The organism is Pleurocapsa sp. PCC 7327 (genome assembly GCF_000317025.1).
Lineage (GTDB): Bacteria > Cyanobacteriota > Cyanobacteriia > Cyanobacteriales > Microcystaceae > Hydrococcus.
This window is the reverse complement of sequence record NC_019689.1, coordinates 1,160,628-1,184,677: the sequence shown is the minus strand read 5'-3', so window position 1 is coordinate 1,184,677 and position 24,050 is coordinate 1,160,628. Positions and strand designations below refer to the sequence as shown.

The 24,050-nt window shown below is 48.3% G+C and carries 19 protein-coding genes, 1 tRNA gene and 1 other annotated feature; of the genes, 6 read left to right on the top strand and 14 right to left on the bottom strand.

Annotated features, from left to right (window positions below; genetic code table 11):
- Positions 1-9: 9 nt before the first annotated feature.
- A complete protein-coding gene (locus PLE7327_RS05300) occupies positions 10-378 on the bottom strand; it encodes a hypothetical protein (protein WP_015142833.1) in 369 nt (122 codons plus the stop codon).
- Positions 379-509: 131 nt separating this feature from the next.
- Here PLE7327_RS05300 and PLE7327_RS05295 point away from each other — a divergent pair, with 131 nt between their 5' ends.
- From PLE7327_RS05295 to PLE7327_RS05280, 4 genes are all read left to right on the top strand, one after another.
- On the top strand, positions 510-1,028 hold the full coding sequence (locus PLE7327_RS05295) for a late competence development ComFB family protein (RefSeq protein WP_015142832.1): 519 nt from the start codon (positions 510-512) through the stop codon (positions 1,026-1,028).
- A gap of 291 nt (positions 1,029-1,319) precedes the next feature.
- Complete coding sequence (locus PLE7327_RS05290) at positions 1,320-2,468, top strand: Re/Si-specific NAD(P)(+) transhydrogenase subunit alpha (RefSeq protein WP_015142831.1); 1,149 nt, start codon at positions 1,320-1,322, stop codon at positions 2,466-2,468.
- Between the two features lie 50 nt (positions 2,469-2,518).
- Positions 2,519-2,812, top strand: coding sequence for an NAD(P) transhydrogenase subunit alpha (locus PLE7327_RS05285; protein ID WP_015142830.1), 294 nt, complete (start codon positions 2,519-2,521; stop codon positions 2,810-2,812).
- Complete coding sequence (locus PLE7327_RS05280) at positions 2,809-4,218, top strand: NAD(P)(+) transhydrogenase (Re/Si-specific) subunit beta (RefSeq protein ID WP_015142829.1); 1,410 nt, start codon at positions 2,809-2,811, stop codon at positions 4,216-4,218. The genes PLE7327_RS05285 and PLE7327_RS05280 overlap by 4 nt, the downstream gene beginning before the upstream one ends.
- A 241-nt stretch (positions 4,219-4,459) precedes the next feature.
- Here the strand turns inward: PLE7327_RS05280 and PLE7327_RS05275 are convergent, their stop codons facing one another.
- Complete coding sequence (locus PLE7327_RS05275; protein ID WP_051036384.1) at positions 4,460-4,966, bottom strand: J domain-containing protein; 507 nt, start codon at positions 4,964-4,966, stop codon at positions 4,460-4,462.
- Positions 4,967-5,213: 247 nt separating this feature from the next.
- Here PLE7327_RS05275 and PLE7327_RS05270 point away from each other — a divergent pair, with 247 nt between their 5' ends.
- Positions 5,214-6,029 (top strand): ABC transporter permease, encoded by an 816-nt coding sequence (locus PLE7327_RS05270; protein ID WP_041392827.1) that lies wholly within the window; start codon positions 5,214-5,216, stop codon positions 6,027-6,029.
- 200 nt (positions 6,030-6,229) lie between these two features.
- Here the strand turns inward: PLE7327_RS05270 and PLE7327_RS05265 are convergent, their stop codons facing one another.
- A complete protein-coding gene (locus PLE7327_RS05265; protein ID WP_015142827.1) occupies positions 6,230-7,123 on the bottom strand; it encodes an alpha/beta fold hydrolase in 894 nt (297 codons plus the stop codon).
- A 132-nt stretch (positions 7,124-7,255) separates the two neighbouring features.
- Between PLE7327_RS05265 and PLE7327_RS24250 the strand changes: the two genes are divergently transcribed.
- Entirely contained in the window at positions 7,256-7,441 is a 186-nt protein-coding gene (locus tag PLE7327_RS24250; RefSeq protein WP_144266086.1) for a hypothetical protein, read from the top strand.
- Here PLE7327_RS24250 and PLE7327_RS05260 read toward each other — a convergent pair.
- The 11 genes from PLE7327_RS05260 to PLE7327_RS05210 all read right to left on the bottom strand — a co-directional run bounded on the left by PLE7327_RS05260 (position 7,434) and on the right by PLE7327_RS05210 (position 24,040).
- A complete protein-coding gene (locus PLE7327_RS05260; RefSeq protein WP_041391870.1) occupies positions 7,434-13,025 on the bottom strand; it encodes an Ig-like domain-containing protein in 5,592 nt (1,863 codons plus the stop codon). The genes PLE7327_RS24250 and PLE7327_RS05260 overlap by 8 nt on opposite strands.
- 300 nt (positions 13,026-13,325) lie before the next feature.
- Complete coding sequence (locus PLE7327_RS05255; protein ID WP_015142825.1) at positions 13,326-16,589, bottom strand: DUF4347 domain-containing protein; 3,264 nt, start codon at positions 16,587-16,589, stop codon at positions 13,326-13,328.
- A gap of 1,372 nt (positions 16,590-17,961) precedes the next feature.
- The gene (gene lpxB, locus PLE7327_RS05250) at positions 17,962-19,179 is read right to left on the bottom strand and encodes a lipid-A-disaccharide synthase (RefSeq protein ID WP_015142824.1); all 1,218 of its coding nucleotides are present in this window, start codon (positions 19,177-19,179) and stop codon (positions 17,962-17,964) included.
- Positions 19,180-19,315: 136 nt separating this feature from the next.
- Positions 19,316-20,125 (bottom strand): acyl-ACP--UDP-N-acetylglucosamine O-acyltransferase, encoded by an 810-nt coding sequence (lpxA, locus tag PLE7327_RS05245; RefSeq protein ID WP_217523394.1) that lies wholly within the window; start codon positions 20,123-20,125, stop codon positions 19,316-19,318.
- 159 nt (positions 20,126-20,284) lie between these two features.
- A complete protein-coding gene (rplL, locus tag PLE7327_RS05240) occupies positions 20,285-20,677 on the bottom strand; it encodes a 50S ribosomal protein L7/L12 (protein WP_015142822.1) in 393 nt (130 codons plus the stop codon).
- Between the two features lie 100 nt (positions 20,678-20,777).
- Entirely contained in the window at positions 20,778-21,317 is a 540-nt protein-coding gene (gene rplJ / locus PLE7327_RS05235; RefSeq protein WP_015142821.1) for a 50S ribosomal protein L10, read from the bottom strand.
- Positions 21,318-21,358: 41 nt separating this feature from the next.
- Positions 21,359-21,521, bottom strand: a sequence feature (ribosomal protein L10 leader region).
- A gap of 44 nt (positions 21,522-21,565) precedes the next feature.
- On the bottom strand, positions 21,566-22,279 hold the full coding sequence (gene rplA, locus PLE7327_RS05230; RefSeq protein ID WP_015142820.1) for a 50S ribosomal protein L1: 714 nt from the start codon (positions 22,277-22,279) through the stop codon (positions 21,566-21,568).
- An 86-nt stretch (positions 22,280-22,365) separates the two neighbouring features.
- Entirely contained in the window at positions 22,366-22,791 is a 426-nt protein-coding gene (rplK, locus tag PLE7327_RS05225; RefSeq protein WP_015142819.1) for a 50S ribosomal protein L11, read from the bottom strand.
- 2 nt (positions 22,792-22,793) lie between these two features.
- Positions 22,794-23,429, bottom strand: a complete 636-nt coding sequence (nusG, locus tag PLE7327_RS05220) for a transcription termination/antitermination protein NusG (protein WP_015142818.1) — start codon at positions 23,427-23,429, stop codon at positions 22,794-22,796.
- Positions 23,430-23,462: 33 nt separating this feature from the next.
- Positions 23,463-23,702, bottom strand: coding sequence for a preprotein translocase subunit SecE (gene secE / locus PLE7327_RS05215; RefSeq protein WP_015142817.1), 240 nt, complete (start codon positions 23,700-23,702; stop codon positions 23,463-23,465).
- A 265-nt stretch (positions 23,703-23,967) separates the two neighbouring features.
- A tRNA-Trp gene (locus PLE7327_RS05210) sits at positions 23,968-24,040 on the bottom strand.
- Between the last annotated feature and the right edge of the window lie 10 nt (positions 24,041-24,050).

The window sequence follows — 24,050 nt, the reverse complement described above, 5'->3', positions numbered from 1 at the left end:
CAATTTACGTTAATAAGAAAGCCACGATTGGCGATCGCGGTTGGGAATGCTCGGAGCTATTCTCAACAAGCGTTGGAAAGTAGATGGATAGTTTGCCGTCCAAAGGTTTAAAGCCAAACAAGTACTTGCCAATCCCAGCAAAATAAAGGTGACGGGGGTGACAACCTCGATCGCAAACCAAGTTCCCACGTGCAGGACTAGGATTAAAGCTAGACAAGCCGCGATCGCTACCGACCAACGAATATGAGATTGAGGGCGAGTCAGTAAAACCATCGCTAAAGTTTGTAAGGTTATCAGCAGATTGGCTGGAACGAGAAAAGCGCAGATGGCAATGCAATGATGGTGGGAAAAATTCAAAACCGATGTAAAATCTAGCATGATTTTTATCTGACAAATTTTTTAGGGTGGCTAAAAGCTTGGCTGGGAAGAGAAATCGCTGGCGATCGCAATTTTTTTCCTCGCTTTGGGCATACTAACGCTAATGTGACATAAAAAAAATCATTCGAGCAATGGATTCAATCTTAGATTATCTGGCTTCTCAGTCCGAGCGCGTCGTTTCGCAGTCTAACAAAAACGCGATGGAGTTGCTAGTTGCCCAAGAAATCAAAAAACAACTAGAGCCTTGTTCGGCTGAAATCAAAGAGTTAGTCAATCAAGTCGAGGTAGCAACCTACGCTCTCAATCGTTTGCCCTCTCTCTACGCTTCGAGCGAAGAAGGTTTAGCTTGGCAAAAACAACGGGGTCAAAAAGAAATGCAACAGTTAATTACAGCCACTGTTCGCGAAGCGCTAGAAGTGGTTCGGAAAGACCCCGCTAGATTTTCCACGCCGCTTCTGCCGCCCGAACGCCAGGAAATCCAAGAAGCTAGAGAAGCCCTACAAGAGCTGTTAGATTGGCTTTGGATGTATCAAGGCGAAATTCCTCGCAACGATGCTTCTTGGCGCGAACTCATCAAAATAGTTAAGCAAATTGTCAGTCAAGCCGTCAAAAAAGAAATTGATGAAAGCGAAACTCAAGCGCTAAGCTAATCCAGTTTTAAATAAATTTTTATTTTTTTTACTAAGCCACTTCTGTCGTTAGGGGTGGCTTTTTATCGATCTTCATAACTCAATTCCAGAAAAATTAATCCTTTATAAAAAAGTTGCTTATGAACTTTCAGCCACCATTAATCGTGAAACTCTAGTTTCAGAAAGCGAGATAACTATAGCTTATCGGTTTAGTTTACATGGTGAGAGGAGTAGCTTAATAACCCAAAATTCTCTACCTTCTATTCTTCAAAAGAAGGGAGATGAATCGATCTGTCAAAAAAAGGAAAAACCATGAAGATAGCTATTGCTAAAGAAATTGAAATTGGAGAATTTCGGGTGGCGTTAGTACCAGATACCGTCGCCCGATTAGTCAAAGGAGGTTTTGAAGTCTTGGTTCAGACTGGAGCGGGTGCGGGAGCGCACTTCTCGGATGATGCTTATGAAGCGGCTGGCGCTAAACTGATTGCCGATCCCGCCCAACTTTGGGGAGAAGCCGATCTCCTGCTCAAAGTTTCCCCTCCCAGCGAACGAGACGGACAGCCAGAAATTAATTGGCTCAAACCAGGGGCAGTTTTGCTCGGAATGCTCGATCCGCTAAGCGATCCTGCTGGCATCAAAAAATTAGCCGATCGCCAGATTACCGCGTTTAGCCTAGAGCTAATTCCCCGCACCAGTCGCGCTCAAAGCATGGACGCGCTGTCATCTCAAGCTAATATTGCTGGCTACAAAGCTACCTTGCTAGCTGCTGCCTATTTGCCCAGAATCTTCCCCATGATGACCACTGCCGCAGGAACCATTCCCCCTGCCAAAGTATTAGTTATCGGCGCAGGGGTAGCCGGGTTGCAGGTGATCGCGACTGCCCGCCGTTTGGGAGCCGTGGTAGAAGCCTTTGATATCCGTCCGGCAGTCAAAGAAGAAGTCCAAAGCGTCGGCGCTAAATTCATCGACATTACTTTAGAAGAAGACGCGGTGGCAGACGGTGGCTATGCCAAAGAAGTTTCGACTGCCAGCCAAGAACGAGTTCGCGAAGTCCTGACCGAACACGTCAAACGAGCTGATGTCGTCATCACCACAGCACAGGTTCCTGGCAAGCGAGCGCCTCTAATCGTTACCGAATCGATGGTTGCTCAGATGAAACCGGGTTCTGTCATTGTTGATATTGCTGCCGAACAAGGTGGGAACTGTGCCTACACCGAACCGGGCAAAGATGTCACGCAATACGGCGTTACCATCATCGGTCCGATTAATTTGCCCGCCTCAGTACCCATTGATGCCAGTCAGATGTATGCCAAGAACGTACTGACCTTGGTGCAGTATCTCGTCAAAGATGGCGAGTTAAAACTCGATTTTGCGGATGACATTATCGATAGCGCCTGTGTGACCCATGCAGGAGAAATTCGCAATTCGCGAGTTCGCGAGGCTTTGTCGATCCCTGTTTAGCCCCTTCAGGGACAACAAAATCATTGACAGACAAAGGAATGAAAGGGTCTATGAGTTCAGAATTACTTACAGGTATCGTTGTATTCGTGTTGGCATCATTTGTTGGTTTTGAAGTAATTAACAAAGTTCCGCCAACGCTACATACGCCTCTCATGTCAGGATCGAATGCAATCTCCGGCATCTCCATCGTCGGGGCATTACTCATGACTGGAGCCAAGGAATGGAGCCTGGTAACGATTTTAGGCTTCATTGCCGTCATTTTGGCAACCATCAACGTCGTAGGCGGCTTTTGGGTAACAGACCGAATGCTGCAAATGTTTAAGAAGAAGGAGGCGAAAGCATGAGCGACTATTTAGTAACCGGGATCGAGCTAGCTTATCTAGCGGCGGCGGTTCTGTTTATCCTGGGATTGAAACAACTCGGTTCGCCTGCCACCGCTCGTCAGGGGAATGTAGTGGCAGGAGTCGGCATGTTAATCGCGATCGTTGCCACTCTGCTCCATCAGTCAATCCTGAGCTATCAGATGATTTTAGTAGGTATCGTCATTGGCTCTCTGATTGGAGCAATTTCTGCCCAAAAAGTTGCCATGACTGCCATGCCTCAGATGGTCGGGATTTTCAACGGCGTGGGCGGTGCGGCCTCGGCACTAGTTTCTGTCGGCGAATTTTGGCGACTACTCAAAACCACTGGCACCGTGCCGCTAGATGCTACGATTATTGCCATTTTAGGGGTTTTAATCGGCGGCGTGACGTTTACAGGTAGCATCATGGCATTCGCCAAGTTACAAGAGCTTGTTACTGGCGCTCCTGTGACTTTCCCCTTCCAGCAGCCCTTCAATGCTTTTCTTCTCATTAGCTTTCTAGTCAGTAGCGGCTACCTACTGGTTTACCCAGAAAATCTAGCAGTTTTCCTAACTTTGGTGGGGATTTCTCTGGTACTTGGCGTTATGTTCGTTCTGCCCATCGGCGGCGCTGATATGCCAGTGGTCATCTCGCTGTTGAACTCCTTCTCCGGTTTGGCTGCTAGTGCGGCGGGCTTTATCTTGGCGAATAATATGCTTATCGTCGCTGGTGCTTTGGTGGGAGCTTCTGGCATCATCTTGACCGAGATCGTGTGTAAAGCCATGAACCGCTCTCTTACCAACGTTCTCTTTGGTGCGTTTGGTAGCGATGGCACGGTTGTTGCTGGCGGATCGGGAGTGCAGCAGGATAAAGTCGTTCGCTCCGTCGATCCTGAAGAAGGGGCAATGATGTTGGGCTATGCCCGTTCTGTTGTCATCGTTCCCGGTTATGGGATGGCAGTAGCTCAGGCACAGCACGGAGTTCGAGAACTTGCCGATTGCTTGGAAAAAATGGGCGTAGAGGTTAAATATGCCATTCACCCCGTTGCGGGACGAATGCCGGGACATATGAACGTGTTACTGGCAGAGGCAAATGTCCCCTACACCCAACTCTACGATATGGATGATATCAACCCCGAATTCGATCGCACCGATGTCGCTTTAATTATCGGTGCGAATGATGTTGTCAACCCAGCCGCTCGACACGATACGAGTAGCCCTATCTACGGAATGCCAATCCTAGATGTAGATAAGGCGCAACGTGCGATCGTCATCAAGCGCAGCATGAGGACAGGTTTTGCCGGAGTTGATAATGAGTTATTTTACAAGGATAAGACTCTAATGCTCTTCGGCAGCGCTCAAGATGTTGTAGCTCAGTTGGTCGCGCAGGTGAAAGATCTGTCTAATTAAGGATTTGGGCGGGCAATCCCCGCCCTTTTTATCCCCCCAAATCTTTACTTTTTGTAACAAAAACTACTGACAATTGTTACCCTATTTAATCATCCTTCTTTCAACTGAGAGAAATTTAGATTGCTGGGCATTGGTAACGTAAAGTTATCTAATCCAAACCAAGATTTAACTTGCTTGCCAAGAGAGAATACTATTTGCTCATCTTTTAACTTTAACCACCTTGCCGAATAAGAGACTAAAGTTATCGCTCGGACACAAACTCTTCTCGATATTGCTTGTTTAACTTTAATTCTGCTGCTTTTTTTAGATCGGCTTCGGCTCTCCTTTCAAAGCCTAATTTAGAGAAAATAAAGCCGCGATATTGATAGGCTTTAATATAATTGGAATCGAGACGAATGGCAATAGAAAATTCCTCGATCGCGTCTTGATAAAGTTCTTTTTGGGCATATTTAACTCCCTCTTGATAGTGAGTTTCGGGAGTCGATCGCTGAGTCGAAAATTTCGATCCAACTGTTGAAGTTGACGCAGCCGTTGAAGAATTTGCGCTTGGTTGATGATTCCTCAGTACCTCATAGGCTTCGAGAATTTTTTTAAATTTCTCTGCCGCCTCTTTTTGTTCCTGAGAGTTATTGGGAAAGCGATCTGGATGCCAAGTTTTGGCAAGTTGGCGATAAGCTTTTTTAACCTCTTCTGGAGAGGCATTTGGGATAAGTCCAAGAATTTCGTAGTACCAATGGTATTGACTCATTTTTGGAAGTTTTATCGCAATCTCCTTCTGCGTCACTAGAACAATTGGAAAAATAATATCTGTCCGATCTCGCCCTACCCTAAGAAAAACTTCTCTTTAGGAAGAAGATTAGGAGAGGCAAACGCCTGTAGGCTCTATGCAATTAAGAGCAAAAATTTAAAAAGTTTTTTTGGTTCTGGTTAAATATTAAGTAATACTAACAAGATGAGATTGACTATTACCCGTGAAATCGCAACCATTACCCCCACTGAGCCATAATTCCAGCAAACCGATAAAGGAGCCGCAATTACCAACGATCCTAGCAGATACCCTAACCGTCTTTTGGGGAGAATGGTTGAAATTGCGATCGCGCATCGTACAAATCGCTTCAACGGGATTAATCTCGCCTTTAATTTACATTTTCGCCTTCGGTTTGGGATTGGGCGGCGCTCTCGATCGCGCAATGAAACCGCCAGTAGGCGATAATTACCTAGAATTTATTTTGCCAGGAATGGTCGCGCTGTCTTCTATGACCATCAGCTTTGGAGGCACGACTTTTTCGATTTGCGGAGAACGCCTTTTTACTAAAACCTTTGAGGAAATCTTGCTTCTACCAGTACATCCGCTTGCCTTACATCTCGGCAAAATGTTGGCAGGAATTGCGCGGGGACTAATGACTTCGGGTTCGGTTATTTTGGTAGCGGTGCTGTTTACTGGAAAAATCGGTAGTTTTCTCAATCCTTTATTTTTGTTGCTACTAACGCTCAATTGTGCCGTTTTCGCAGGGTTGGGAGTAATTGTAGGATTGCGAGTTAAGTCTCTCGAAAGCGTAGGACTTTACAACAATTTTCTGATCGTTCCCATGTCCTTCTTGGGTGGAACCTTCTTCGATCCCAGTACCTTGCCAGTCGCCCTTAAAATAATAGTCTATTGCCTGCCTCTAACTTATACCAGCGTCAGTTTGCGGGCGGCAGCATATTCCCCTTTGTCTCAATTTCCCTGGTATTCCCTTCCCATCTTGCTGGTTGCCGCGATCGCGCTTTCGGTGGCAGGGGCTTATCAATTTTCCCACCAGCAGGATTGAAGGGGACTGGGGAGTGTGGGGAGACTAGGGGAAGTCGGAAACCGGAAGTCGGAATTCGGAAGTAGAGGGAGTGTGGGGAGACAATTAACGACTAACCACTAACTAATCCCCAATCCTTGCATCCGCCGTTCTCCTTGAAGAGGTTCAAGGAGCGTGCGGCGGCTTCGCCAAAATCGAAAATCCTTTCATCAAAAAACTGGTTACTGATGAATTTCTTTTTGGATCTCGGCTAACATCATGCGTAAAGCTTCGTCGTGCAGCCAACCGACGAAACCGCTGTAGAGACAGTTTTCCTCGCGATCGGCTACAAAAATATGCTGGATTTGCAATGGATTGTTCCAAGTCCGAATCGTAATGCCATTGTTGAAAGTGATATGAATCTTCGATCGCCAGAAATCTCTGGGATGGGTATCCGTCATCCCTGGAAGCGATTGCAAACGTTGAATTAAGTGTTTTGAGAAATCGGGTTTTGGAGCGACCGTTACGAGCGGATTAGCCCAAAAATCGTGAATGATGTCTACTAGATCGGGATGATTTTTCAGGGCGGCGTGAGAGATTCCTTTCAGGCAGACAAACTTGACGGGATCGAACTTAGTCGTCTCGACGGCAATCGTGCCATCGCTGCCATTGTCGATATCTCCAGCGATGACTAACGTCGGAATTTTTGCGGCGATTCGTTGCGCGATCGCTCTCCGATTGATGCCCAAATCCCGTGCGATGCCAATACCGATGCCTAGCGGATCGATCGCGCGGGCAATATCTGCTCCTCCCACAGGAGAGGCAACCAATACTAATGACTCTACCTGCGATCGCAGTTGCGGGTAGCGATCGAGAACTTCGAGCCAAATTAAGCCACCCATCGAATGACCGACAATCCTAATAGCCGCGTCGGGATAGCTGGCAACTGTCTCGATCGCAACTCGTGCAACATATTCGATGAGGGGTTCGATCCACAGCCAGGTTTTCAAATAACCCAGATTGGGAGCAATAACGAGAGTTTTTGGCGTAGCTAAGGCTTTTTTAGCGAATTGAGCGATCGCGCGGTTGGTATCTGCCCATCCGTGTTGGGCAAAGAGAATGTAATCTGGGGACATAAAAGATTCGATAGGGCTAGAGGATTTCCTGGCGAGATCGCGTGGATATTAGACTTCTTGCTGAAGTTGGGAAAGGGAAATTAAATTTTGTGCTTGAAAGCAGGAGGTCTATTCTTATTATGCAAGAGGCTGGTGACTATTGGCTTAACTGCCAGTTCAATTGTGCGATCGTTACCAAAAATCGAAGCGGCGATCGCATTTGAAGCCGCCTCTTGTCATCGATACTCAAAGCTTGCACCTTTCCACCAATTCTATGACGATAGCCAAAGTCCTCAGGACTTTGGCTATCAGCTAGGAACTCGATCCTGGCTTAGATAGGCGTAATCGCGACTCGGATAACCGCATCGTTATAGTCGGCGTCGCCGCCATTGACGAGATCCTCGAAACCGAAGGTATTGTCTCCGAGCAATCGCAGATGATCGAAGCCATCCGCATTTGACGCTAGGAAGGGGAAGTAAGCTTGCGATTGGGAACCGTTGGCAAGAATATAGGGCGCATAGAAAACACCGCCTTCAACATTGACTGTCGCAGAAGTTGTGTCTTCGTCGAACTGACCGACACTTTGAGCTAGCGCCGCCTCTGTATACCCTTGCTGACCTGGAGTTATCAAAGCGCCGGTTAGGGGATCGCGCACCGCTCCAGTAGCATCCTCCAGGCGATAAAGACCTACAATATTGTCGTAGGAAGCTTCTTGGAAGATAGATATCTGAGCTTGCAAGGTTTGCCCAGTCAACTCGGTCAAATCCAACAGTTCCCGTTGACCGTCTCCTTGCAGTTTACTGCCGATGGGAATGGGTTCGTCGGTCACTTCTACGGTCAGGCGCATATCATTAAAGTCGCGATCGCTCCTCTGACCGCGATCTTCCCAACCGAGAGAGAAAGCACTCTCGACTTCGCCGACTTCGAGATGGTTGAAATTATCGTTATTAGCTTCAGTCGTGGCAAAGAAGACGTTATCGGGAATCTCGCCTGCATCGATGCGAGCGAGAACTTCATCTACAGTACTATCCTGTACGAAGAAGAAATTCAGGAGGTCGTCAGAACGGAAGCCTTCCATAATGCGGGTGGGATTTTCCCCAAACAATTGGGAATACCCACTCAAGGAGGAGAAGATAACGCGACCCGATCGCAGTGCCGCTTCTACGTAACCCGCTTCGCCTGGAGCAATGCCGTCAATGGTGCCGTTTTCATCATCGACTTTAAAGAAGCCTACCTCGCTGACTAAATCTGCCTGGTTTTCAGTGAGAGTAAATTTGAGCCGCACCTCGGGCGCTACATTGACGTTGACCGTCGCGGTTTCTTCGTTACCATCGGGGTCGCTAACAGTATAGGAGAAAGTATCGGTGAACGGTTGGAAGTTCCCTCTGATGGAGAATAGACCTCGATTGCCTGCTCGATTAAGGCTAAAAACGCTTTCTCCTCGGTCATTGGGCGCGTATAAAATGCGGTCGTCGCTGGGATCGTCGGGCGTGCCGTTGTCATCGATCCTTACCGTCCCTCGCAGCCCTTGCGTTACGCTAACGATGCGCAAGGCTTGTCGGTTGGGATCGCTATCGTTGCCCAAAACGTTGATGAATACGTCTGCACCAGGAATTACAGAAACATCGTCATCGGCAGCATTGGGGCGATTGGGGTCTACCTTGACAGAAACAATCGCTTCATAAGAATTGCCCAAAGCATCGATCGCCGTGTAAGTAAATTCGTCTTTCCCTTCAAAACCCGGATTAGGCGTATAGACGAGAAAGTCGTCCCTGGGATCGTTAGGAGTACCGTTGTCGTTGATGGTAACGGTGCCGTTGACTGGGTTGGTAACCGAACCGATCCTCAGTCCCCTGCCATCGTTGTCGAGAACTCGAATATTAACGGGTTTGTTCGGCGGTGTAGCAATACTGTCGTCTTTGGCAGGAGAAGGGTTTCTAACGGCGACAGCCACGTTAGCAGTAAACTCGTTGCCTTGAGCGTCTCTGGCGGTATAGCTAAAGCTATCGCTGCCTGTGAAGCCAGGATTGGGAGTATAGACGAGGAAGTCGTCTGTAGGGTCGTTGGGCGTGCCGTTGTCGTTGATGGTAACGGTGCCGTTGGCTGGATTGGTAATCGAGCTAATTCTTAGTCCCTTAGCATCGTTATTGAGAACGTTGAGGAAAATCGGCGTATCCCTAAGCGTCCTGCCGCGATCGTCTGCGGCTTGGACTAGAGGGCGATTAGGGTCTCGATCGGGAATGCGACTATCAGTGCGATCGGGGATGCCATTGCCATCGCTATCGAGGTTGGGATTGAGGGGCACTCCGCCTGTTTTGGGATCGACGCTATCGGCTAATCCATCTCCATTACTATCGCTGAAGTTATCAATTCTGCCGTCATTGTTGGCATCGACTCCGCCTGCTTCGACGAGATCGAACTGTCCGTCCCCATCGCTGTCGAGGTCTTGGAAATCTCTGATGCCATCGCCGTCGATGTCGGGAAGAGATAGAGGCGTGCCTCCAGTTGATGAGCTAACCCTGTCTGCTATTCCATCGCCGTTGCTATCGACAAAGTTATCGATGATGCCGTCGCCGTTGGCGTCGATGCCTCCGGCTTCGATGACATCGGTAATGCCGTCGTTGTCGCTGTCGAGGTCTTGGAAATCTCTGACCCCATCGCCATCGGTATCGGGGATGGGCAATGGAGATCCTTCTACGTTGTCGGCTAATCCGTTGCCGTTGCTATCGCTGAAGTTGTCGATGATGCCATCGCCGTTAGCATCAGTTCCGCCTGCTTCGACGAGATCGGCAATGCCGTCATTATCGCTGTCGAGGTCAAAGCTGTCGGGAATCCCATCGCCGTCGCTATCTCTGGTGGGATCTCCGTTTTGTTCGATGCTATCTAAAATGCCATCGTTGTCGTCGTCGAGGTCGGCGCTATCGGGAATGCCATCGCCATCAAAGTCTCCATTGTCTAGGCGATCGGCTAGTCCATTGCCATCGCTATCGAGGTTGGGATTGAGGGGCACTCCGCCTGTTTTGGGATCGACGCTGTCGGCTAGACCATCGCCGTTGCTGTCGCTGAAGTTATCCACTTTGCCGTCATTGTTGGCATCGACTCCGCCGGCTTCGACGAGGTCGAACTGTCCGTCGCCGTCGCTATCGAGGTCGCGGAAATCGCTGATGCCATCGCCATCGATGTCGGGTGCGGATAGAGGCGTGCCTCCAGTTGATGAGCTAACCCTGTCTGCTATTCCATCGCTGTTACTATCGACAAAGTTATCGATGATGCCGTCGCCGTTGGCGTCGATGCCTCCGGCTTCGATGACATCGGTAATGCCGTCGTTGTCACTGTCGAGGTCTTGGAAATCTCTGACTCCATCGCCATCGGTGTCGGGGACGGGCAACGGAGATCCCTCAACGCTATCTGCTACTCCATTCCCGTTACTATCGATGAAGTTATCGATGATGCCATCGCCGTTAGCATCTACTCCGCCTGCTTCGACGAGATCGGCAATGCCGTCGTTGTCGCTATCGAGGTCAAAGCTGTCGGGAATCCCATCGCCGTCGGTATCTCTGGTGGGATCTCCGTTTTGTTCGATGCTATCTAAAATGCCATCGTTGTCGTCGTCGAGGTCGGCGCTATCGGGAATGCCATCGCCATCAAAGTCTCCATTGTCTAGGCGATCGGCTAGTCCATTGCCATCGCTATCGAGGTTGGGATTGAGGGGCACTCCGCCTGTTTTGGGATCGATGCTATCGGCTAATCCATCTCCATTACTATCGCTGAAGTTATCAATTCTGCCGTCATTGTTGGCATCGACTCCGCCTGCTTCGACGAGATCGAACTGTCCGTCCCCATCGCTGTCGAGGTCTTGGAAATCTCTGATGCCATCGCCGTCGGTGTCGGGTGCGGATAGAGGCGTACCTCCCGTAGCTGGAGCGACGCTATCTGACAGTCCATCGCCGTTGCTATCGACAAAGTTATCGATGATGCCGTCGCCGTTGGCGTCGATGCCTCCGGCTTCGACTACATCGGTAATGCCATCGTTGTCACTGTCGAGGTCTTGGAAATCTTGCACGCCATCGCCATCGGTGTCGGGGACGGGCAACGGAGATCCTTCTTGGCTGTCGGCTAAACCATTCCCATTGCTATCGACAAAGTTGTCGATGATGCCGTCGCCGTTAGCGTCGATGCCTCCGGCTTCGATGACATCGGTAATCCCGTCATTGTCACTGTCGAGGTCTTGGAAATCTCTGACTCCATCGCCATCGGTGTCGGGGACGGGCAACGGAGATCCTTCTTGGCTGTCGGCTAAACCATTCCCATTGCTATCGACAAAGTTGTCGATGATGCCGTCGCCGTTGGCATCGATGCCTCCGGCTTCGATGACATCGGTAATGCCATCGTTGTCACTGTCGAGGTCTTGGAAATCTCTGATGCCATCGCCGTCGCTGTCGGGTACAGCAACTGGATCGACGTTATCTGCGAGTCCATCGCCGTTACTATCGACAAAGTTGTCGATGATGCCATCGCCGTTGGCGTCGATGCCTCCGGCTTCGATTATATCGGTAATGCCATCGTTGTCGCTGTCGAGGTCGCGGAAATCTCTGATGCCATCGCCATCGGTGTCGGGAAGAGATAGAGGCGTGCCTCCAGTTGATGAGCTAACCCTGTCTGCTATTCCGTCGCTGTTACTATCGACAAAGTTATCGATGATGCCGTCGCCGTTGGCGTCGATGCCTCCGGCTTCGACTACATCGGTAATGCCATCGTTGTCACTGTCGAGGTCTTGGAAATCTTGCACGCCATCGCCATCGGTGTCGGGGACGGGCAACGGAGATCCTTCTTGGCTGTCGGCTAAACCATTCCCATTGCTATCGACAAAGTTGTCGATGATGCCATCGCCGTTAGCATCTACTCCGCCTGCTTCGACGAGATCGGCAATGCCGTCGTTGTCGCTGTCGAGGTCAAAGCTGTCGGGAATCCCATCGCCGTCGGTATCTCTGGTGGGATCTCCGTTTTGTTCGATGCTATCTAAAATGCCATCGTTGTCGTCGTCGAGGTCGGCGCTATCGGGAATGCCATCGCCATCAAAGTCTCCATTGTCTAGACGGTCGGCTAGTCCATTGCCATCGCTGTCGCGATTGGGATTGAGGGGCACTCCGCCTGTTTTGGGATCGACGCTATCGGCTAGTCCGTCGCCGTTGCTGTCGCTGAAGTTATCCACTTTGCCGTCATTGTTGGCATCGACTCCGCCGGCTTCGACGAGGTCGAACTGTCCGTCCCCATCGCTGTCGAGGTCTTGGAAATCTCTGATGCCATCGCCGTCGCTGTCGGGCGCGGATAGGGGCGTGCCTCCCGTAGCTGGAGCGACGCTGTCGGCTAGACCATCGCCGTTGCTATCGACAAAGTTATCGATAATGCCATCGCCGTTAGTATCAACTCCACCCGCTTCGATGACATCGGTAATGCCGTCATTGTCGCTGTCGAGGTCTTGGAAATCTCTGATGCCATCGCCATCGGTGTCGGGGACGGGCAACGGAGATCCCTCAACGCTATCTGCTACTCCATTCCCGTTACTATCGATGAAGTTGTCGATGATGCCATCGCCGTTGGCGTCGATGCCTCCGGCTTCGATGACATCGGTAATGCCGTCATTGTCGCTGTCGAGGTCTTGGAAATCTCTGATGCCATCGCCATCGGTGTCGGGGACGGGCAACGGAGATCCTTCTACGCTGTCGGCTAATCCGTTGCCGTTGCTATCGCTGAAATTGTCGATAATGCCGTCGCCGTTAGCATCTACTCCGCCTGCTTCGATGACATCGGTAATGCCGTCATTGTCGCTGTCGAGGTCTTGGAAATCTCTGATGCCATCGCCGTCGGTGTCGGGAAGAGATAGAGGCGTACCATTGGTCGTCGAGTCAACGCTGTCTGCCAATCCATCGCCATTGCTATCGACAAAGTTATCGATAACTCCATCGCCGTTAGCGTCAATTCCTCCGGCTTCGATGACATCGGTAATGCCGTCGTTGTCGCTATCACGATCGCGGAAATCGCTGACTCCATCGCCGTCGGTATCGGGGAGAGATAGAGACGTGCCTCCCGTTTTGGAATCGACGAGATCTGCTAGTCCGTCGCTGTTACTATCGCTGAGGTTGTCTAAAATGCCATCGCCGTTAGTATCAACTCCGCCTGCTTCGACGAGATCGGCAATGCCGTCGTTGTCGCTATCGAGGTCTTAGAAATCTCTGATGCCATCGCCGTCGGTATCGGGTACAGGCAACGGAGATCCTTCTACGCTGTCGGCTAATCCGTTGCCGTTGCTATCGCTGAAATTGTCGATAATGCCATCGCCGTTGGCGTCGATGCCTCCAGCTTCAACGGCATCAGTAATTCCATCATTATCGCTATCTAAGTCTTGGAAATCCCTGATGCCATCGCCGTCGGTATCGGGGAGAGATAGGGGCGTGCCTCCCGCTGCTGGGTCAACGCTGTCGGCTAATCCGTTGCCGTTGCTATCGCTGAAATTGTCGATAATGCCATCGCCGTTAGCGTCGATTCCGCCTGCTTCGACAACGTCAGTAATCCCGTCGTTGTCGCTGTCGAGGTCGAGGCTGTCGAGAATCCCGTCGCCATCAGTATCGCGATTCGGATTTCCGTTTTGTTCGGTGCTATCTAAGATGCCGTCGTTGTCGCTGTCGAGGTCGCGGTAGTTAGCTACGCCATCGCCATCCGTATCAAGTACGGGTAGAGGCGTGCCTCCTGAACTTGGATCGACGCTGTCTCCTAGTCCGTTAGCATTTCCGTCGCTAAAATTATCTATCTCGCCGTTATTGTCGATATCGGTTCCGCCTGCTTCGAGTAAATCGAAAAGACCGTCGCCATCGCTATCTAAGTCTTGGAAATCTGGAACTCCATCGCCGTCGCTATTAGCAAGAGTGTAGTTGAGACTGCCGGAGTCGGAAGTAGTTTCAACGGCATCGGCAAGACCGTTGGTTCCGAAGCCAGAGTCTATAATGCCATCATTATTGGTATCGAGAGCTGCAATTTGGGAGTCGCTCAGACCGCTTTCGCGCAAATCGGTAATTCCGTCGTTATCGCTATCGAGGTCAATGCTGTCGATGATCCCGTCGCCGTCCGTGTCACGGTTAGGATCTCCATTTTGTTCGATGGCATCGGGAATGCCATCATTATCGTCGTCAAGGTCATTGACATTGATAATGCCGTCCCCATCGGTATCTGCACTAACGTTGATAGTGCTGATAACGGGGCTACTGGTTGCGGTTCCGTCACTGGCAGTAAAAGTGAAAACGCGATCGCCATCTGTTGGTGTTGGCCTATTGTTTTGGTAGGTAATGCCCCGCAACAAAGCCGTGAAATCGGCATTGGGAATAATCCCTCCGCCTTGCCTGGTAATAGTAATCGTGCTGCCGCTAACAGCGATAGCAAAGGTCGTACCTCCGGCTGTACCAGTAGCGCTACCATCGACTAGAGGAACTGCTGTTCCGCCGATGGTTAGAATTTCATTAGCTCCATCGGCTACGCCAGACAAGGCGATAGTTATTGTTTGAACCTCATCGCCGTCGGGGTCTTCACCTGTTGCTTCTGTAGCGCTAGCAACGTTTACGGCAATGCCGCTTCCAATAACGGTATTACTGAAATTTTGACCGCTAGCACTGCCGTTGAGGTCGAGAGCGGGCGGGTCGGGCTGGGGGTTGACGGTGATGGTAATGCTGTCTGTATCAGTTCCGCCGTTGCCATCGTCAGTTTGGATTTGAATGCTAGTCAAACCATTGAAGTTGGGACTAGGGGTAAAGACAAGTCCATTGAGGGCATTATTAACATTTGCTAACGAACCGCTGACGGTTACAGTGCCCGTGCCATCGCCAGTGACGGTAACGTTAGCAGTACTGCCTAGCGTCAGGATACCGTTGCTGGCAGTAAGGGTTACTGTTGGGCTGGAGCCAGCATCGACATCGGTAATGCTGATCCGGTTGCTGTTGGCACTATTGAAAGTGAGAGGATTGTCCTCGTTAATGTTCCCTGTAGCACTCTGAAGATTATTGACGGGCGGATCGTTAACGCCCGCGATCGCAACGTTAACTGTCGCAGTATTTGTACCCCCACCCGCACCGTTCGAGATAGTATATTGAAATGCTTCGGTAGCTGTTTGACCAACTGCAAGGGTTTGATAAGCATTGTTGGGATTGTAGGAGAAAGTCCCGTCGGCATTCATCGTGATCGAAGCGCCGGAACCAAGGATAATAGTGGTAGGCGTACCCGAACTAACGGCAGTCCCATTAACCGCAGTGACTGTCAGGGGATTTGAATTAGGGTCGCTATCTGCACCGTTGCCATTATCGACTAAAACGTTTCCGTTAATGGCAGTATCTTCGTTCGTGGAGAAATTATCGTTGTTAGCGACAGGGACGACAATTGTAACGGGATTGGAAAAGACAAACTCTAGATTGCCGTCTATTTGGAAAAAGCGACCGCCACCATTGGGTATAATCCTATGCGTCACTTGCCAGGAGGAGACATTATCCCATTGATAATTGATCGCAGACGAAGGTTCGCTGTTCTGATTTGCACTCCCCTGAGCTTCTACCACACCTTGTACGGTATTAACGATCAGATTCGTGGGACTGTTGACCGTGTATCTGTTAGGAACAGCCAATATCGTTTCTATCGGATTGCCCGGACTGTTCCCATCTATATCCGCAACGGTAAAAGTAACATTAGCAGAGATCGGAGTAGTGGTTCCTGCCTGGAAAACTTCCCAAAGAATGGTTACTTCTCTGCCAGCAGTGCCAGAATTAATACTGAGTCCGATATCATTACCCGATCTGCTCCAACTGAATGACTGTGAAGCATTTGAGTCACTAACGATCGTTCCCCTCAAGTCAACTAGAACACCGTTGAGCGTGCCAACATTTTGATAGGTAGCCGAGAGTCCGTCTGGGGCAACTACCGGGTTGCTCGTTACTGCGATAAGGAGCTGTTGGAGCAAGCCTTTCCAGCGACTTAGAGATTCCTCGCCAATGGGCAACGAAGCATTAACAGTTCCAATCTGGGTATCTAAATGCCAATTGCCTCCAAGAGATTGATGACCGATGGGGGAACTTGAGGCAGCAACAGCAGCTCCGGTGAGGCGATGGAGCTTTTCAAGAAACTCTTCACCCGCATCTCCAGCCGCCACGTTACAACCGTAGAGGAGAAGGTTAGGAGCTGGCCAAGATTGAAGCTGTTGGCTGTAGCGGTTTAGCGTATCTAAACTTAGTTGGCTGTTGCTTAGATACAAGCAGCCAGGAGAGCCGTGAGAGACAATGTGAAGTGCAGCGACATTAGAAAATTTCTTGAGAATTCTTGTAATTTGCTCGACTCCATCCTCCTCCGAGTCGAGGACAAAAACTTTTGTTCCGGGGACGATACCGCTGACTAGGCTTTGATAGTCCTTAACAGCAGAATCGATAATGATAACAGTCTCACCCACAAAAAACATATAGTAATAGCTCCAATTGCTCAAACACTATGGATTACCAATCAAATAAAAGTTCTCTTTCTTCACCAAAGCTAGCCACACAACAGTCTTTTTTGAAGCTCGATCGCAAAATATTTTTTTGCCAATTGCTTTAAAAAGACTGAATTAGCCAGATTTATGGATTTTAATTTGCACTTCAAATGTGCAATTAAGATTATATAAACAGATTTTTATATCTGTCCAGCGAATAATTATAAAAAAAGTTAAGATTCTAGTTTGCTTTTTTTTGACAACTTGTTATTATTGCGATCGCATCTATGATTGTGCAGAATAAAGAGACGAAATTTATCCTTAAAAAAATATGAAAAAATGGAGTCTGTCTTCTGGTTGAGTGACAAATCTTTGTCCCCTCATCCCTAAATCCCTTATCCCACAAGAGGCGAAGGGGCTTCAGGACAAAGTCTTAAGTTAAAAGCTCCTCTCCTGCTCGGGGAGAGGGGTTGGGGTGAGGACGATTTGAGTTTTGTCACTCAACTAGGTCTGTCTTAGAATCCCAAAAGTATAGAATGTCGAAGATCTTCCGCAATTTTGTCATGTTGAGCGTAGCGAGAGCGAAGCGAAACATCTGATACCATTTTGGATGAAAGGATTTTGAAAGGTACTTCTAAAGCTCCTTCGCTTTTGCTCGGGACGCTTTACGTCTGGCTCGCTAAAACAGGTTTGCGAGCAAGATGCTCGCACTACAATTACATATTTAGGATGCCCCCCATACTTAAATCTTGCACCAGCTTTTCATCTACCAAGAAATAAATTTCTTGGCTGATAGCTCAAGTCAGATAAATCTGACTGCAAGAAGAGTTAAGTCTGTTTAGAATGAGATCTTGCACCATTCTCAACAACTGCTCTTGTAATGAATTTCCTGGACGATCGAAAAACTCTTCTAAAGAAGACTCGATAGGAATTTCAGTCGATTTTAATCGAGTTGCGCTTTGAGCCTAGAACTAAAGTTCTAGGCGTTGATGCGACTGGTACAAGATCTCAGTTTAAACTCAGATCTTGCACCAGTCGCATTAGCTACCCCCGAAATAAATTTCCTGGCTTACATGTAAAGCCCATTAAAATTAAAATCTTGTACTCTTCGCATTAGCCGTCGGGGAATGAATTTCCCGTCTTATATATAAAGTCCATTAAAATGGACTGAAACACTTATCGAGTCGTCTTAAGACGACTTTAAATATAAGGCAGCGATTTGAATCGAGGGGCGAACTGTTGAGACTGGTGCAAGATCTCAGGATATTTACTGTTGTTTAAGTCGTTGACGAGTTTTAGAAACTCTCCAGACGGCTATTTTCCGGATGACTTTCTGCCGAATCATCCACCGTTTGACCAATCGCTAATCGACATGCAAATGGCTGACGAATTCTAGAATTTCATTGGCAGCGCGATCGCAAACTCCCACTTCTCCCAAACAAGCACGCATTTGCGAGTAATCGGCTAAAGTTTGCTGGCGGCGATCGCGATTTAACAACAGTTCTAGGGATTCGCGAACGATTCTTTCTGGAGTCGCTTCTTCTTGAAAAAGTTCTGGCACGATAGACTTCATGACGACTAAATTGGACGGTGACATGAAGGGAATAGAAAAATTTAGTAAATTGCGAGCAATCCAGATCGTGATGGGGCTAACCCGATAGAGAACCACTTGAGGGACGTTGAGTAAGGCAATTTCGAGATTTACCGTTCCCGACTTGGTAATAGCTAAATCGGCGGCGGCAATTGCTTCTAGCGTCTTGCCCTCAAGTAAAGTTGCTTGCAAACCGTAGTCTTTAACTGCCGCTGAGATCGCGCTGCGATAAGCTTCTAAAGAGATGGGAATCCAGAAATGAACTTGAGGTAATTTAGCTTGTATTTGTTTAGCTGCCTCGCAAATGACGGGGAGAAGATATTTCAACTCTTGCTTGCGGGAAGCAGGAAGAAGGGCAATGGCTAGTCGATCTGGTTCGATTCCTAACAATTGACGTGCTTGTTCGCGACTCGGTGCCGTCTCAATGCGATCTAACAAGGGATGACCTATCCAACTGACCAACACGCCTTTCTCCTGAAAATAACGAGCCTCTCCTGGAAAAATTGCCAACAATCGGTCTATGATTTGAACCAGTTGCTTGCTTTTCTGGGTTAGTATTTGGTTAGTAAGTTTAAATAATCCTTGGTTATTTTCTAGTAAAGGTGCCCAAACCCAATCTTGGGGGGCAATATAATAAACAATAGGAACTTGCGGCAAATGCTGACGAACGTAACTGCCAATCGCTAAATTAGGTTCGAGATAATCAATTAATATTAATAAATCGGGTGGATTTTGTTGCAAAGCCTGTTTGGCACGACGCTGAATTTTTAGGGTCGGTAAAACAAAGGACAAAGATTCGATCGGTCCTATAGAACCAATTGCCGTCGTATTTTCCAACAGTTTTGCCCCTGCTGCTGCCATGCGATCGCCTCCCAAGGCAACAATTTCTAATTCTATATTCCTGGCTTTTGCCTGACGTTTTAGGGCATCGACTAGCATTGCCCCTTGCAAATCTCCAGAAACCTCGCCCGTACTGATAAAAATTCGCATGCCGTCGTTGGTGATTGGTAATGGGGATGAAAGGATTTTAGATTTTGGATTGGGAATTGGTTATTTGTTAGTGGTTAGTGGTTAGTGGTTAGTCGTCTCCCCATCTCCCCACACTCCCCACACTTCCCATACTCTCTCATCTCCCCGGAATCGGTCCTCGCCGTCCTTCGCCGGAGATAGAGGACTGTAAAAAGCGATGAAAATGCTGGATATATTCGTTATGAGGCAGCAATTCCAGTTGCTCTAAGGCTTCTTGAAGCGTTTTATCGGAACGATAGAGAAGACGGAAAGCTTTTTTGAGATGTCCGATTTCCTCGGAACTCAAACCTGCTCGTCGCAAACCGACCAAATTGAGCGATCGCACTCTGGCAGGGTTTCCTTCTACTATGGTATAGGGCGGTACGTCCCGCTCGATTCGGCTCATTCCGCCTACCATTGACAGACTGCCAATGCGAACAAATTGGTGAACGCCCAATACGCCGCTTATTCTGGCTTTTGATTCGATATGAATGTGACCTGCTAAAGCTACGGAATTGGCAATAACTACTTCATCTTCGATTATGCAGTTATGGGCGACGTGAGCATAAGCCATCAGTAAATTATTATTGCCAATAACAGTGGCTTCTCCTTCATCAGTTGCCCGGTTGATCGTTACATACTCGCGAATCTGATTATTATCGCCAACTTTTACCCAGCTAGCTGCTCCCTTATACTTCAAGTCTTGGGGTTCCGAACCGATAACAGCGCCAGGAAAAATGCGATTGCTTTCTCCGATTTCTGCGGGCCCTTCTAGAACGACATGGGCACCGATAGTCGTTTGGGCGCCAATGGTTACTTTTTCTCCGATTACTGCGTAGGAACCGACTCGAACGGTTGGATGCAGTTCAGCCTTGGGGTCAATTACAGCAGTAGGATGAATTAACGTATTCAACGGGACATCTCCGATGCGTTAGTAGGTCAGCATTGAACCAAGTAATAGCTTATATCAAGATTAACGTTAAAGAGAATTTGGAAGTTTCTAGCGATCGCCCAATCTTAACCTGAGTTAGCACAAGAAAAAGGCAGGCTTGCCTTGCCTGCCCAAACTTAGAATTATCGGCAACGCTTACTTCACGCTGACTTTTGCACCAACTCCTTCGAGCTTTTTCTTGATTTCTTCAGCATCTTCTTTTTTGATGCCTTCTTTGAGGGGCTTGGGAGTGGCTTCAACCAAATCTTTGGCTTCCTTGAGACCTAAACCAGTGATAGTACGGACTTCTTTAAGAACGGCAATTTTCTTATCGGCAGGTACTTCTTCAAGGATGACATCAAATTCGGTTTTTTCTTCTACGGCTTCAGCGGGCGCGGCAGCAGCACCAGGAGCAGCCATCACCATGCCGCCAACAGGTGCAGCAGCGCTTACGCCGAAGGTTTCTTCGATCTGTTTGACTAGCTCGGCGGCTTCTAAAAGGGTCAGGGATTTTAGTTTCTCCAAAATTTCATCGGTTGCAGCAGACATTTTTCTATTCCTTTTCAGTGAGTATGTACGAGTTGTATGAGTTTTATTAGTAGTTAGTAGTTAGTGGAAGACTAACTAACTATTAACCAATAACTACTAATTAACTGGCAGCATCGCCTTGTTCTTTTTCGGCATAGGCTTGCAGGACGCGTGCAAGAGAAGAGGGAACTTCGTTGATGCCAACGGCAATCTTGGTTGCCAAGGCGTTAATTGCGCCAGCAATTTGCCCGATCAATTGTTCCTTAGAGGGCAGGTCAGCCAGTGCCTCGACTTGAGCTTTAGTCAAGGCGCGACCTTCCATGACGCCACCGCGTAGTTCGGTTTTCTTTTTGTCTTTTTGGAAGCTCTTGTAAGCTTTGACTGCCCCTCCAACATCTTCTTTGACTGTCATCAAAGCAGAAGCTCCCTTGAGAAACTCCTGCATGGGCTGCCAATTGTCGTCTCCCTCAACAGCGATGCGCATTAGAGTATTTTTGGCAATTTTGCAAGAGCCGCCAATAGGACGCAAACGCCTGCGCAAATCGGTAATTTCAGCCACCGATAGCCCTTGATAGTCGATGACAATGGCTAATTGCGAGTCTTTCAAGAGTTCTTTGAGATCGGCTACTACCGTCTCTTTATTCTCTTTGGTTCTTCCCATCCCGTATCACCTCCTTTGTTTTTTTGGGAAACTCATTTCATTAGGCAAAAAAGAAAACCCCTACATGATTTGCCGGGGTTTTTTTGATTGCCTGCATACCGCTTACCCTCTCTATCGAGGGTACGGTAAAACTTTTTGGCAGCTACCTCGGCAGGATATTAAGCAAGTTGCACCCGCTGTCTTTGGCTCGATCCAAATGAATATTTAATTTTTTGTGTAGAGACCGACAGGTCACGTCTCTACAAGAACTATGCTTCTGTCAGTTTGAGGTCGCGCAGTGCGTTGATATCGACTTGGATAGAGGGTCCCATCGAGGCAGAAACGAATACGCTGCGCCAGTAACGACCCTTAGCGCCAGAAGGACGATTGCGATCGATCGTTTCTTGTAGGGCTTTGAGGTTAACTAGCAAGTCTTCGGCACTGAAAGATGCCTTACCAAACATAACATGGACGATGCCCGTTCTGTCAGCCCGAAATTCCTGTTTTCCTGCTTTGAATTCCTGAATGGCTGAAGCTAAATCTGTGGTTACCGTGCCGCCCTTAGGAGAGGGCATCAAGCCGCGAGGACCTAATAAACGCCCTAATTTTGCCACTTTGGGCATCATGTCTGGAGTCGCGATCAATACCTCAAAATCCAGCATGCCACCTTGGATTTCATCGATGAGTTCTTCCGAACCGACGATATCAGCCCCAGCGGCACTTGCTTCTTGCACTTTTTCCCCTCTGGCAATGACGGCAACTCGCACCGTTTGTCCCGTCCCTTTCGGGAAGGTTACGGTGGTTCGCAATTGCTGGTCGGTATATTTGGGGTCAATTCCCAAACGAATATGGGCTTCAGCCGTTTCGTTAAATTTGGCTGTTGCGGTTTTCTTAAGAAGCTGAAGGGCTTCTAAGGGTTGATACGGTTTGTCTTCTACTTTTGCTAGCGCTTCTCGAAGTCGGCGCGAAACTTTCTTTGCCATTTGTCATCTCCTTGGGTCAATAACGAAGCTATGCCTCTCCCCTTTTTTTACTGTTTGTCTTTTGTTATTGGTACTAATGACCACTGCTATTCTTTAATGTTGACACCCATATTCTTGGCGGTACCTGCTACGATTTTCATCGCTGCTTCAATGTCGTTGGCATTGAGATCGGGCATTTTGGTTTCGGCGATTTGTCGCAGTTGGTCGCGAGTGATAGTCGCCACGATTTTTTTGTTGGGTTCGTTAGAACCTCGTTCGATTCCGGCTGCTTTGCGGATTAATACCGAGGCAGGAGGAGTTTTGAGAACGAAGGTGAAACTGCGGTCTTCAAAGACCGAAATTTCTACCGGGATAATCATGCCTGCTTGGTCGGCTGTTTTGGCATTGTATTCTTTACAAAATGCCATGATGTTGACCCCATGCTGACCTAACGCCGGACCGACTGGGGGAGCTGGATTTGCTTTTCCTGCTGGAAGAGCTAGTTTAATTAGTGCTACAACTTTCTTTGCCATCGCTAGCTTTGTTTTTCTATCTGATTAAATTCCAATTCTACTGGTGTGTCTCGTCCAAAAATAGAGAGCAGTACTTTTAGCTTGCTTCTTTCTGGAGAGACTTCTATGACTTCCCCTTGAAAATCTTTGAACGGACCTGAGAGAACCACAATTTTGTCTCCCACTTCCATGTCGATTTTGACGACGGGTTCTTGTTCTTGAGCTTGTTTGAAAATACGCTCTACTTCAGTCAAGGAGAGGGGAACTGGGGTCACGTGTCCCCGTCCTCTCCCATAGCGACGTTTTTGCTCTGCTCCAACAAAGTTAATGACGTTGGGCGTGTTTTTGACGACTTGCCAAGCTTCGTCGTCCATAACCATCTTGACTAAAATATAGCCGGGGAAGACTTTTTCTTCGCCGTGCTGGCGACTTCCATCTTTACGAACTTTGACTGTTGGTGTTTTGGGAATTTCTATCTGGATAATTCTATCGCCAACATCAAAGCTGCGAATTCGCTGCTCTAGGTTTGTTTTGACTCGTTTTTCGCATCCAGAAGCGACCTGAACGGCATACCAGCGAGCAGCTTTAGCTTTTTCTTGTTGTTGCTCTAACTCTTGCGATTCTTGTATTTCTTGCGATCGCTCGTCAGCAAAACTCATCGGAATACCTTCCCTGCGCCCCTAGCAAAGATGTTACGAGCCAAACATGAACGGTTGGTTGGCTACCCACGAGAAGAAATTATCAACTAAATAAATAACAATTGCCACTAGGCTGACCATCAGAATAACAGCCGCCGATTCGCTGAGTAATTGTTGCCGACTCGGCCAGACCACTTTAGAAAGCTCTTCTTTGGTTTCGTTGATAAACTCGCCCGCTTTCAATTTATTACTGTCGGCTGGCTTGATTTCAGTGCTTTCTTTTTTATTAACCACGCTTACAACTCTCCCCCATTTACCAAATCCACTCTAGCAGTTAACGCTTTACTGACATGAAATTTAAAATTTTAGAATCGGGTTTTAGAAATACAAACTTTAACACAAACATTTATAATAGCAAAATATCCGATCGCGATCGCGCGAGATTTTTCTCAAATGGCAGCACTGCTATTTTGCTCGGAGATTAGAGCTTGCCTCTCCTAAAACGAACGAGCCATTTAAAACCCACGTCAAGCCGCGAGTATTGCTTCGTGCTGCCCGACGCGCCCTGGAGGACTCGAACCCCCGACATCAGGTTTTGGAGACCTGCGTTCTACCAACTGAACTAAGGACGCACGCCTAGTC

Excerpts from the sequence above, each read along its gene's own strand:
- lpxB (WP_015142824.1), bottom strand. The coding sequence starts at position 19,179 with ATGCGAATTTTTATCAGTACGGGCGAGGTTTCTGGAGATTTGCAAGGG.
- PLE7327_RS05280 (WP_015142829.1), top strand. The coding sequence starts at position 2,809 with ATGAGCGACTATTTAGTAACCGGGATCGAGCTAGCTTATCTAGCGGCG.
- PLE7327_RS05290 (WP_015142831.1), top strand. The coding sequence starts at position 1,320 with ATGAAGATAGCTATTGCTAAAGAAATTGAAATTGGAGAATTTCGGGTG.
- rplK (WP_015142819.1), bottom strand. The coding sequence starts at position 22,791 with ATGGCAAAGAAAGTTGTAGCACTAATTAAACTAGCTCTTCCAGCAGGA.
- PLE7327_RS05275 (WP_051036384.1), bottom strand. The coding sequence starts at position 4,966 with ATGAGTCAATACCATTGGTACTACGAAATTCTTGGACTTATCCCAAAT.
- rplL (WP_015142822.1), bottom strand. The coding sequence starts at position 20,677 with ATGTCTGCTGCAACCGATGAAATTTTGGAGAAACTAAAATCCCTGACC.
- rplA (WP_015142820.1), bottom strand. The coding sequence starts at position 22,279 with ATGGCAAAGAAAGTTTCGCGCCGACTTCGAGAAGCGCTAGCAAAAGTA.
- PLE7327_RS05300 (WP_015142833.1), bottom strand. The coding sequence starts at position 378 with ATGCTAGATTTTACATCGGTTTTGAATTTTTCCCACCATCATTGCATT.
- nusG (WP_015142818.1), bottom strand. The coding sequence starts at position 23,429 with ATGAGTTTTGCTGACGAGCGATCGCAAGAAATACAAGAATCGCAAGAG.
- PLE7327_RS05295 (WP_015142832.1), top strand. The coding sequence starts at position 510 with ATGGATTCAATCTTAGATTATCTGGCTTCTCAGTCCGAGCGCGTCGTT.
- PLE7327_RS05285 (WP_015142830.1), top strand. The coding sequence starts at position 2,519 with ATGAGTTCAGAATTACTTACAGGTATCGTTGTATTCGTGTTGGCATCA.
- PLE7327_RS05265 (WP_015142827.1), bottom strand. The coding sequence starts at position 7,123 with ATGTCCCCAGATTACATTCTCTTTGCCCAACACGGATGGGCAGATACC.
- PLE7327_RS05255 (WP_015142825.1), bottom strand. The coding sequence starts at position 16,589 with ATGTTTTTTGTGGGTGAGACTGTTATCATTATCGATTCTGCTGTTAAG.
- rplJ (WP_015142821.1), bottom strand. The coding sequence starts at position 21,317 with ATGGGAAGAACCAAAGAGAATAAAGAGACGGTAGTAGCCGATCTCAAA.